Raw genomic sequence first — 10,625 nt, 5'->3', positions numbered from 1 at the left:
TTAATCATCCCCTGATCAGGCATAAACAAGCATCAGACACGCCCGATCACCCGCAGATTCATGCGACAGCCTCAGGCCTTCGCAGTTCTCGACGCAGGTGCGGCCGCCGAGGCAGTGGTCGACGGTGTGGTCGATCTCGCACCGCACCGCGGGGACGCGGCATCCGGGGAAGCGGCAGTGCCGGTCTCGTGCGCGCAGGTGGCGGCGGAGCGGACCTTCGGCGAACCGGGTGTCGGTGGCGAGGACTGCGCCGGTGACGGGGTGAGTGAGGATGCGCTCCCAGCCGTCGGGAGTGGCTCCGGCGAGCGTGCGCGCGGTCTCGGCGTCGATCGGAGAGCGACCCGCGAGGTCGGCGGGGACGCGGTCATCGCCGAGCAGGGTCAGCGCCGGCACGACGACCTGCACCTTGGCGCGGATCGCGCCCAGAGTGCCGGGGCCGTCGTCGCTGCGAGTGGGATCCGCCCCGGGCTGCGTGGTCAGCAGCATGTCGGTGAGGATGTCGGCGCGCAGCTGGTCCATCGTGCGAGCGTCGGATGCGACGATCTCGTCGTGATCGTCGCACCCGCCGCTCGCACTCGCCGCGTCGTCAGGCCTGCCGGCGCTGTCGGCCGCCGAGCGCGCCGCCGCGCGCCGCCGCAGGCGCTCACGCGCCTGTCGACGCGCATCGACGACGGCGGCGCCCTGGCGGGTCACGCGGTCGTAGATCGCGTCGATGAGCAGGGTGGGGGCAATGACGGTGAGCCCGGACATCCCGTCGCCGACGGCGAAGGTGCGGATGCATCGCTCCTCGCGCGCTTCGATGTGCCGTTCGGTGAGAGTGCGCGGATGCAGGCGGTCGGCGAGGATCGCGAGCTCGGACCGCAGCCGCGTGGGCGTCTCGTCTTCGCTGCGGATGAGGGCGAGACGCTCGAACTCGGGACGGGTCTCGGACGGCAGCGGCAGGCCCAGCTCCGTGATGAGCACGGCGTGGCCCTTCGTGATGCTGCCCGTCTCCCAGGCATCGAGAGTGGCCGGGAACTCGTCGACGAGGATGACGGCGTCGCTGATCTGACGTTGCACCGACCGGTCGGAGGACCTGACGGCCGCGGCGATCTCGGCGGAGATCCCTCGCAGCGCCATGTCCTTGCTCTTCACCGACTCGGCAGCGTGCGCGGCCTGCGTGTCGGCGAGCTTCTGCGCTCGAGCGAGAGTGCGGGTCAGCGCCGCCTGGGCCGCGGCGACGGCCGCGTGGGCGGCCCGCGCGGCGTGCACGATCTCCGCCAGCTCGGCGGTGTCCGCGTCGCTGAAGCCGATGATCCCGTTCGAAGACATATTCGAATCTTACGGCGGACCTCGGACATCGGAGGTCCGGAATCCACGTTCCGCGGTCACGATGTGGAGAACCTCGAGGATGCCTCGGCTGGGGAGGAGAGGGCGATGCCGTCGTGAACGTTCGGTCGCCGCATGGCCCGCCGTCGCAGGAGCGTGCGATGTGGGCGCATGAGGAACGCGGCGATGGCCGCGCGTCCCGCTCCGTGTCACGCGAGCGTCGCACCAGACCGGCTACGCGGCGGTGCATCGCAGGGGAGGCATGGCAGGCTCTACTCCCGACCGGCATCACGCCGGGACGCCCACGGAAGTGGACGATAGCGGCGGTCCCACCCCACGGAGCGGCAGGCCAGTGGATGTCGGGGGGCGGCGCGGCAGGCATCGCACGGTACCGGGTGCCAGGCGAGCACCGCAGGAACGGGGCGATGGTCGGTGGGAGGCGGAGCCGGGCGCGGGCACGAGCCGGGCACATCAGCCCGGCTCGTGCCCGCCGCCGCCGCACTGCGCCCGCACAGAACCGCTATCAGCCCGGCGCGATGCAGCACCGGTGCCGGCACCGGACCCAACCGCCGGTGCCGGCACCGGGTCAGGCCACGCGCAGCACCTCGTCCTCGGCGGGCGCGTCCGCGACCTTCCAGCCCTCGGTCGGGGTCGCGTTGGCGACCGCGGCGCCCTCGGCGGCCTCCGTCGCGTCGGGGAAGCCCATCGACTGCTGGTCGCCGCGGAAGTTGCGCAGCCACCAGCCCCAGTCGTCGGGAACGAGGCCGAACGGGTTGTCGTAGCCGAGCTCGCGCGCGGCCCAGACCGGCCAGTGCGGGTTGGCCAGGGCGGGGCGGCCGAGGAAGACCAGGTCGATCAGGCCCTCCTTGACGACGGCGTCGGCGTTCTGAGGCTTGCCGAGGTTCCAGCTCGCGGCGACCGGGATGTCGAGCTCGCGCTTGACGCGGGCGGCCCGCTCGACGAACGCCCGCGGCGTGTTGAAGATGTTCTCGCGCATGTCGTCGGTGTTCCCGCCGAACGACAGGTCGGCGAGGTCGAGGCCATGCTCCTTCATCCAGCCGATCGCGACGATCGAGTCGTCGAACTGCGTGCCCGCCGGGTTGAGGTCGTCGGATCCGAGACGCATCGTCAGCGGGATCCGCTCCGGGATGACGGCACGCACGGCGTCGAGCGCCTCCAGGTGGAACCGGGCGCGGTTCTCGAGCGAGCCGCCATACTGATCGGTGCGCTGGTTCGCCAAGGGTGAGAAGAAGGATGCTCCGAGGTAGCCGTGCGCGTAGTGCATCTCGATCCACTCGAAGCCGACCTCGACGGCCCAGGCGGCGCTCTGTGCGTAGGCGGCGTACAGGTCGTGGATCTCCGCCACCGTCAGCTCCTCCGGCGCGTACGGCATGTCACCGCCGTAGGCGATCGCGGACGGCGCCTTGGTCTGCCATCCCTTGGGGTGGTCGGGCGCGAGCATGTGACCGCCCTCCCACGGGGTGACCAGGCTCCCCTTGCGGCCGGTGTGCCCGAGCTGGATGGCGGCCACACCGCCCATGGACTTGATGACGGCGCACACTCGGGCCAGACCATCGAGCTGGCTCTCGTCGTAGATCCCCGCGCAGCTGACGGTCGTGCGCCCGTCGGGAGTGATCGCGATCTGCTCCGGGAAGATCAGGCCGAATCCGCCCGCGGCGCGCGCGCCCAGGTACGACACGTGGTAGTCGTCCATCCGGCCCTCGACGGACCGGTACATCGTCATCGGCGACATGACGATGCGGTTGCGCAGGGTGACCCCTTTCAACGTGAAGGGGGTGAACAGGTTTGGCATCGGATCCCTTTCGCTGCCGGTGACGGAGGCGTCGAACGTGACGTGCTCACACTCCATCAGGCGGTCCTTCCGCGCCGATTTCCCTGCGGTTGCGCGACCGTAACGTTCCTCTCACACCCCTCGGGCGGGCGTGTGAGGTCGCCCGCATCGCGCACGCGGACCCGCGCGGATGCCGCCGCATACCGTGCGAGCGCGGCATCGACGAGCTCGGGAGGCACCGCACGGCCGTCCAGCAGGGGGGCGCTCACGACGTCGGCGCCGGCGGCATCCATCAGCCCGGCGAAGAAGCCGGGCGCGAGCAGGTATGAGGCCACCACGACGCGGACGTCGGGGGCGCGCGCGGCCTCGACGACCTCCGCGAGCGTGGGGCGCGCTGCGGAGAGGAACCCCACCGGCACTGGGCGTCGCAGCACGCCGGCCAGGCGATCCGCGACCTCGAGGCAGTCGGCGACGGCGGCGGGGTCGGAGGAGCCGGCGGCTCCCAGCACGATCCGGTCGCGGGACCCGGCTCCCGCCTCCGCGACCCGCCGTGCGAGCAGGCGCACCAGGCCGTCGTCGGGGCCGAGGGCCCCGGCGACGGTCACCGGTCGATCGGCCTCGCGCGCCGCGCGGGCGAGATCGACCCGCACGTGATAGCCCGCCGACAGCAGTAACGGCACGATCACGGCGGGCCGCCCGGCCGGGAGCTTGCGCAGCAGGGCGTCGGGACCGGGCTGCAGCACGTCGACGAACCCGCCCCGGGTGTCCGCCTGGCGCGCGCGGATCGCCGCGACGAGTGCTCCCACCACCGAGCGCCCCCGCACCGAGTCCGTCCCGTGGGACACGGCCAGCAGCGCGGGCGCGCTCACGCCGGCACCTCGACCTCGAGCATCCCGCCGACGACGCGCGTGGCGTACACCCGCACCGAGTAGCCGGGGTGCGACAGGCTCCGGCCGGTGCGCAGGTCGTAGACCTCCTTGTGCAGCGGCGAGGCGATCGTGGGTGCGCCCCCGCGCGAGCCCATGATGCCGCGAGCCATCACCATGGCGCCGGTGTGCGGGTCCTCCGCGTCGATCGCGAAGGCGTGCGCGTCGTCGTCCTTGAGCAGCGCGATCTGCCGGCCGGCGAGCAGCGCCGTCTCGCCCCAGCCGGCCTCCAGCTCGGCGATGGGGCACGCGGCGAGCCAGACGGCCTGCTGTTCCACGGCGCCACCCTAGGACACGCACGTTTCTACCGGGTTGCTCCGACCTCACAGCCGTCTCAGCGCGGCGTGGGGTGAGCGTGACGCCGCGGACACGAAGGAGAAACGGTCAGGCAACGCCTCGCGCCTATCGTCGCTTGCGACGCGCGAGACCCCCGCGTGCGTGGTGAGGAGGATGCTGACGGTGGCTGTACGTCTTCGCCACGTGGTCGTCGTCGGCGGCGGGCCCGCGGGCCACCGCGTCGCCGACGCGCTGCTGGCCCGCGACACGGACCGCGCGGTCACCGTGACCGTGGTCAGCGAGGAGCCGCGCGCGCCCTACGACCGCGTCGCGCTGAGCCGCCGCTTCGCCGGTCCCGTCGACCTGCCGTTGGCGACGGCCGCGCAGTGGGATCCGACGCGGGTCACGGTGCGCACCGGGACGGCCGCAGTCGCCGTCGACCCGGCGACCCGCATCGTGACGCTCGACGACGGCTCCACGCTCCGGTATGACGAGCTCGTGCTGGCCACCGGCTCCGCCCCGCCGATTCCCGACATCCCCGGCAAGCAGCACGCGCGCGTGTTCCGCACGATCGAGGACGTCGATTGGATGACCGCGGAGGTGGACCGCCTCGCCGCCCAGCACGGTCGGGCGGCCCGGGTCGTCGTGGCCGGGGGCGGCCTGCTGGGGCTGGAGGCGGCAGGCGGGCTGGCCGCGCGCGGCGCCGACGTCGCCGTCGTCCACTCCGGGCGCTGGCTGATGTCCGCCCAGCTGGACGAGGGCGGCGGGCAGGCGCTGAGCCGGCTCGTCTCGCTCAAGGGCATCGCGCTGCATCTGGGGCACCGCCCGAGCGCGATCGAGACCGGCGCGGACGGCGCGGTCACCGGGGTGGTCCTCGACGACGGCCGGCGCGTGCCCGCGGACCTCGTCGTCGTCGCGATCGGGATCCGGCCGCGCGACGAGCTCGCGGCGCCGGCGGGGATCGAGCGCGCGCCGGGCGGCGGCATCGCGATCGGCGCCGACTGCCGCACGTCCGCGCCGCACGTGTGGGCGGTGGGGGAGGTCGCGTCGTTCGAGGGCCGCTGCACCGGTCTCGTCGCCCCCTCCAACGCGATGGCGGAGGTGGTGGCGGATCGGCTGCTCGGCGGCACCCGCGTGTTCGCGAGCGTCGACGACGCCGCGAGCCTCAAGCTTGCCGACGTGGATGTCGCGACCTTCGGCGATGCGAAGGGTGTGACGCCGGGATGCCTCGAGGTCGTGTACGCGGACCCCGCCCGCGGGCTGCACCAGAAGATCGTGCTCTCCGGCGACGCGACGACCCTGCTCGGGGGCGCGTTCGTCGGCGACAGCACCCCGTACGCGACGCTGCGCCCTCGCCTGGGCGCGGAGCTGGGAGCGGATGCCGCTGCGTTCCTGTCGGCGCCGGGAGCGGCGTCCCCCGACTCGGGGGAGCTTCCCGACTCGGCGCTGGTGTGCTCGTGCAACACGGTCACCGCGGGCGCGATCCGCGACGCCGTCGAGGAGCAGGGCTGCACCGAGATGGGTCCCCTGAAGGCGTGCACGCGCGCGGGCGTCCAGTGCGGGTCGTGCGTGCCGCTGGTGCGGAAGCTGCTGGAGGCGGAGCTCGCGAAGGCGGGCATCGAGTCGTCGCATGCGCTGTGCGAGCATTTCGACCTGTCGCGGCAGGAGCTGTTCGAGTCGGTGCGGGTGCTGGGGCTCCCCTCGTTCGACGCGGTGCGGGAGCGGTTTGGCCGGGGGCTGGGATGCGACATCTGCAAGCCGGCGATCGCGTCGATCCTGGCCAGCCAGGGCACCGGGCATCCGCTGGACGGCGGCCGTGCCGGGCTGCAGGACACGAACGACCGCGCGCTGGCCAACATGCAGAGGGACGGCACGTACTCGGTGATGCCGCGGATCCCCGGCGGGGAGATCGATCCGGTCAAGCTCGGGGTGATCGCGCAGGTGGCGCAGGAGTACGGTCTGTACACGAAGATCTCCGGCGGCCAGCGGATCGACATGTTCGGCGCGCGCCTGGAGCAGCTGCCGGCGATCTGGCGGCGGCTCGTGGACGCCGGGTTCGAGTCCGGCCAGGCGTACGGGAAGGCGCTGCGCACGGTCAAGAGCTGCGTCGGGTCGACGTGGTGTCGGTACGGCGTGCAGGACTCGACCTCGATGGCGATCCGGCTGGAGCTGCGCTACCGCGGGCTGCGCGCTCCGCACAAGTTCAAGTCGGGCGTGTCTGGGTGCGCCCGGGAGTGCGCCGAGGCGCGGGCCAAGGACTTCGGCGTCATCGCCACCGAGCAGGGCTGGAACCTGTACGTGGGCGGCAACGGCGGGTACCAGCCCGCGCACGCGCAGCTGCTCGCCGGCGACCTCGACGACGAGACCCTGATCCGGTATGTTGACCGGTTCCTCATGTACTACATCCGCACCGCCGACCGGCTCCAGCGCACCGCACGCTGGATCGAGGAGCTCCCGGGCGGTCTGGACCACGTGCGCGACGTCGTGGTGCACGACTCGCTGGGCCTGGCGGCGGACCTGGAGGCGGCGATGGCGCGGCACGTGGATACGTACGAGGACGAGTGGGCCGCCACCCTGGCCGATCCGGACAAGCTGCGCCGGTTCCGCAGCTTCGTCAACGCGGCGGACGAGCCCGATCCGTCGCTGGTGCGCGTGGCCGAGCGGGGACAGCTGCGCCCGGCATCCGCTGACGAGCGCGCCGCGGGTCGTGCCGTGCCGATCGCGGATGCCGTGCTCGCCGTCCGCGGGAGGGGATGACGCGGCGATGACGGGCAGCGTGACGCTGGTCGGCGGCGGGCCGGGCCCGGTCGAGCTGCTGACCCTCGCGGCGGTGCGGGCGCTCGCGGCCGCGGACGTCGTGCTGTTCGACCGGCTGGCTCCGCACGACGATCTCGCCGAGCTGGCGCCGCGCGCGGAACTCATCGACGTCGGCAAGCGGCCGGGGCACCATGCGATCGGGCAGGAGTCGATCCAGGCGATCATGGTGGATCGCGCCCTGGCGGGTGCGGACGTGGTCCGGTTGAAGGGCGGCGACCCGTTCGTGTTCGGCCGCGGCGGGGAGGAGGTGCTGGCGTGCCGGGCGGCAGGGGTCCCCGTTCGGGTGATCCCGGGGGTCACCAGCGCGGTGTCGGTGCCGGCATCCGTCGGCATCCCGGTCACCCACCGCGACGTGAGCAGGCTGTTCACCGTCGTGTCGGGGCATGCGCCGCTCTCGGAGGAGGAGCTGCGGAATCTCGCGGGGTTGCGGGGTACGATCGTGATCCTCATGGGCGTCACGAACCTGCCATCGATCACCGCCGGCCTGGTGCGGCACGGTCTCGGCGCGGACACGCCGGTCGCGATCATCGAGCGCGGGTTCGCCCGCGGGCAGCGCACGGTGGTTTCGACCCTGTCGACCGTGATGTGGGATGCCGCGGCCCACGGTGTCGCGGCGCCCGCCGTGATCGTGGTGGGCGACGTGGTCGGGCTCGCCGTCGCCGGGGATGCGGACGCGCAGGCCGCGCTGGACGCGGCCTCGCTCAGCGGGTGACGCGATGATCCCCTCGGGCACCGACCGCATCGGCTTCCGCCCGGATCAGCTCGACGGGTTCAGGATCGGGGTGACGAGCGACCGGCGCAGCGAGGACCTGATCGACGCGTTCCGGCGGCGGGGGGCGGAGGTGCTGCACGCGCCGACGCTGCGCATGGCGCACCAGCAGGACGACGAACGGGTGCTCGCCGACACGCGGCTGATTATCGACGCGCGCCCGGCGGTGCTGCTGGCGACCACGTCGTACGGCGTTCGCCGCTGGTTCGAGGTGGCGGATGCGGGCGGTCTCGGGGAGGCGCTGCTGGGGGCGCTGCAGGAGACGACGGTGTTCGTGCGGGGGCCGAAGGCCCGCGGCGGCATCCGCGCCGCAGGCCTGAACGACGAGGGGATGAGCGAGCGGGAGACGACGGAGAGCCTCGTCGAGATGGCGCTGGCCTCCTCGCCGCCGGCGGCGACGATCGCGGTGCAGCTGCACGGGTACACGGACGAGGCGCAGCTGGACCGGCTGCGCGAGGCCGGCCACACGGTGCTCACGGTGGCCCCGTACCGGTGGCTCACGCCGGATGCGAGCGATGTCCGCGTGGAGCGGCTGATCGACGGCATCGCCGCCGGCTCGCTGGACGCGGTCACGTTCACGAGCGCGCCCGCCGCCGACGCGCTGCTGGGGATCGCGGAGGTGCTGGGGCGGAGCGCCGAGCTGATCGAGGGGCTGCGCTCGAACGTCCTGGTCGCGGCGGTCGGATCGGTGACGGCGGCGCCGCTGCTCGCGGCCGAGGTTCCGGTCATCTGGCCGGAGCGGTTCCGGCTGGGGGCGTTGATCCGCCAGGTGTGCGAGCGGCTCGAGCAGGACCGCATCCTCCGGCTGGACACGGTCCACGGCGAGGTCGTGCTGCGCGGCAGCCGGCTGCAGGTCGGCGGCGAGAGCGTGACGCTCCCCCCGACCCCGCTCGCGCTGTTCCGGACGCTCATGGCGGCGTCCGGGGGCGTCGTCTCGCGCGGCGACCTCGCCCGGTCGACCGCGGCGCATCTCGACGACCACGCGCTGGAGATGGCGCTGAGCCGGCTGCGTCAGGCCGTTCCGGAGCGTGCGCTCATCCAGACGGTGATCAAGCGGGGCTATCGCCTGGCGGTCGACTGAGGGACGGCGCGCGTCAGAGGCCGGGGATCACCTCGCGGGCGAACCGGGTCACCGTCTCGCGGGTGGTCGTGGCGTCAACGTCGCGCGAGGCGGGCACCACGACGAGCCGCTGCAGTCCGAGACCGGCGAGCGCGCGCACCCGCTCGACCAGCTGTGCCGGCGTGCCGCACAGGGCGAAGCGGGCGAGGAACTCGTCCGGAAGGATGCCGGCGCGCGCCTGCGGCGAGCCGCTGGTGCCGTGCTGGGCCTCGTCGTAGGCGGATGCCACGCCGGCCAGGGTCTGGCGGTCGGCGGCGGGGATGTCGGGCACTCCGGAGCTCGCGCCCTCGGCGAGGAGCTGCGCGAAGATCGAGGCGCTGCCGCGGACGATGCGGAGGGCGTCGGCCTCGTCGTCGGCGCACGCCACGTCGACGTACGCGCCGAGGGAGATCCCGGCCGGGTCCAGTCCCGCCGCCCGGCGGGCGTCGCGGGCACGGTTCACGGCCCACGTCAGCCGATCGACGTCCGCGCCGAGGTTGAAGGTCAGCCGGTCGGCGCCGACCGCCCCGACGTCGATCATGCGTGGGCCGGTGGCGGCGACGTCCACCGGGACCTTCGAGAGGTTCGCGGGAAGCCAGGCCAGGGGCGCGGCGTGCGGGAGGCCGGGGGCGCCGAGGTGGCCCTGGATCTCCTGCAGCGCGGCCGTGAACGCGGTCACGCCTGGCGGCGCCAGACCGAGCTGACGGAGAGCCGAGTCGCCTCGCGCGAGCCCGAGGACCGCGCGACCGCCGGACTCGGCGTGCACCGTGAGGATCGCCGATGCCGTGACCGCCGGATGCCGCGACACCGGGTTCGTGACGGCGACGCCCATTCCGATGCGCTCGGTCGCGGTCGCGATCAGGCCCAGCTCGACATAGGGGTCGGGGACGAGCATCTCGCTGTCGGCGAGAAGCACGCCGTCGTAGCCCAGACCCTCGGCATCCGCCGCCCACCCGGCACTCCCGCCGAGGGTCGGGAAGCCGTGCAACCAGAACTGCATTGGACGCCTCCGGTTTCGTCGATTCGTACCGCGAGCGCTATCGGCGGCGGCTCAGCGTGCGGAGAGCAGGTGTCGCGGGGGGCCTTCGATGCGCGCCAGGGCGATCTTGACTTCCGGTGCGCCGGCGATGGTGTCGGCGGACATGTGCACCCCTTCATTGTGGACCGGAAGCGGCCAGCCTGCCAGGCTCTCGGAGCAGGATGCCGTCAGCGGCCTTCTTCTTCTCCTGCTCAGCGCGGGCCACGGCGCCGAGCGCGATCGTGGCCTCCGCCGCTGCCGAACAACCTCATGCTCACCTGGTGCCGGCTCCGACTGAATGCGCGGTCGACGACGGCTCGCCGCGCGAGCGCGTGAGCGCGTGGGTGTGTGGGGGCTGGGCGTGATGCAGCTCAGAACGGGGGTGGATCGTCGGGCGGATCGGGTACGAAGTGCACGGTCGGTGTCGGGGGTTCGTCGGTGTAGACCCGGCCGAGCGGGGAGGTCCATTCGAGCACCCCGCCGGGCAGCTGTCTGACTTGCCAGGCGGTGAACTGTTTCATCGAGTGATGTCGCTGGCAGAGGTGAGGCTGTCGCATGAATCTGCGGGTGATCGGGCGTGTCTGATGCTTGTTTATGCCTGATCAGGGGATGATTAAGTA

General features: G+C 72.8%; 8 protein-coding genes and 1 pseudogene. 3 read left to right on the top strand and 6 right to left on the bottom strand.

Annotated features, from left to right (window positions below; genetic code table 11):
* Positions 1–15: 15 nt before the first annotated feature.
* From LL239_RS17065 to nirD, 4 genes are all read right to left on the bottom strand, one after another.
* Positions 16–1,311, bottom strand: coding sequence for an HNH endonuclease signature motif containing protein (locus LL239_RS17065; protein ID WP_228164533.1), 1,296 nt, complete (start codon positions 1,309–1,311; stop codon positions 16–18).
* 583 nt (positions 1,312–1,894) lie between these two features.
* Positions 1,895–3,178: an oxidoreductase gene (locus LL239_RS17060; RefSeq protein ID WP_228164532.1), complete on the bottom strand. Its 1,284-nt coding sequence runs from the start codon at positions 3,176–3,178 to the stop codon at positions 1,895–1,897.
* A complete protein-coding gene (locus LL239_RS17055) occupies positions 3,178–3,969 on the bottom strand; it encodes a sirohydrochlorin chelatase (protein WP_228164531.1) in 792 nt (263 codons plus the stop codon). Before LL239_RS17055 ends, LL239_RS17060 begins: the two co-directional genes overlap by 1 nt.
* A complete protein-coding gene (nirD, locus tag LL239_RS17050) occupies positions 3,966–4,304 on the bottom strand; it encodes a nitrite reductase small subunit NirD (protein ID WP_228164530.1) in 339 nt (112 codons plus the stop codon). Before nirD ends, LL239_RS17055 begins: the two co-directional genes overlap by 4 nt.
* 181 nt (positions 4,305–4,485) lie before the next feature.
* Here nirD and nirB point away from each other — a divergent pair, with 181 nt between their 5' ends.
* Genes nirB through LL239_RS17035 form a run of 3 tightly spaced genes read left to right on the top strand, consistent with a single transcriptional unit; the run spans position 4,486 to position 8,969 of the window.
* Positions 4,486–7,059 carry a nitrite reductase large subunit NirB gene (gene nirB / locus LL239_RS17045; protein WP_228164529.1) on the top strand — a complete coding sequence of 858 codons (2,574 nt, stop codon included), beginning with the start codon at positions 4,486–4,488 and terminating at the stop codon, positions 7,057–7,059.
* A gap of 7 nt (positions 7,060–7,066) precedes the next feature.
* A complete protein-coding gene (cobA, locus tag LL239_RS17040) occupies positions 7,067–7,831 on the top strand; it encodes a uroporphyrinogen-III C-methyltransferase (RefSeq protein ID WP_374197645.1) in 765 nt (254 codons plus the stop codon).
* Between the two features lie 4 nt (positions 7,832–7,835).
* Positions 7,836–8,969: a uroporphyrinogen-III synthase gene (locus LL239_RS17035; RefSeq protein ID WP_228164528.1), complete on the top strand. Its 1,134-nt coding sequence runs from the start codon at positions 7,836–7,838 to the stop codon at positions 8,967–8,969.
* Positions 8,970–8,982: 13 nt separating this feature from the next.
* On the opposite strand, the gene LL239_RS17030 is transcribed toward LL239_RS17035, so the two are convergent.
* Both LL239_RS17030 and LL239_RS17025 read right to left on the bottom strand, forming a co-directional pair.
* Complete coding sequence (locus tag LL239_RS17030) at positions 8,983–9,987, bottom strand: LLM class flavin-dependent oxidoreductase (RefSeq protein WP_228164527.1); 1,005 nt, start codon at positions 9,985–9,987, stop codon at positions 8,983–8,985.
* A gap of 389 nt (positions 9,988–10,376) precedes the next feature.
* A pseudogene (locus LL239_RS17025) lies at positions 10,377–10,550 on the bottom strand (HNH endonuclease); the annotation flags it as partial.
* Positions 10,551–10,625: the final 75 nt, after the last annotated feature.

The organism is Microbacterium testaceum, assembly GCF_020781835.1.
GTDB lineage: Bacteria > Actinomycetota > Actinomycetes > Actinomycetales > Microbacteriaceae > Microbacterium > Microbacterium testaceum_H.
The sequence above is the reverse complement of the archived record's forward strand: the minus strand, read 5'-3'. Positions and strand labels throughout refer to the sequence as shown.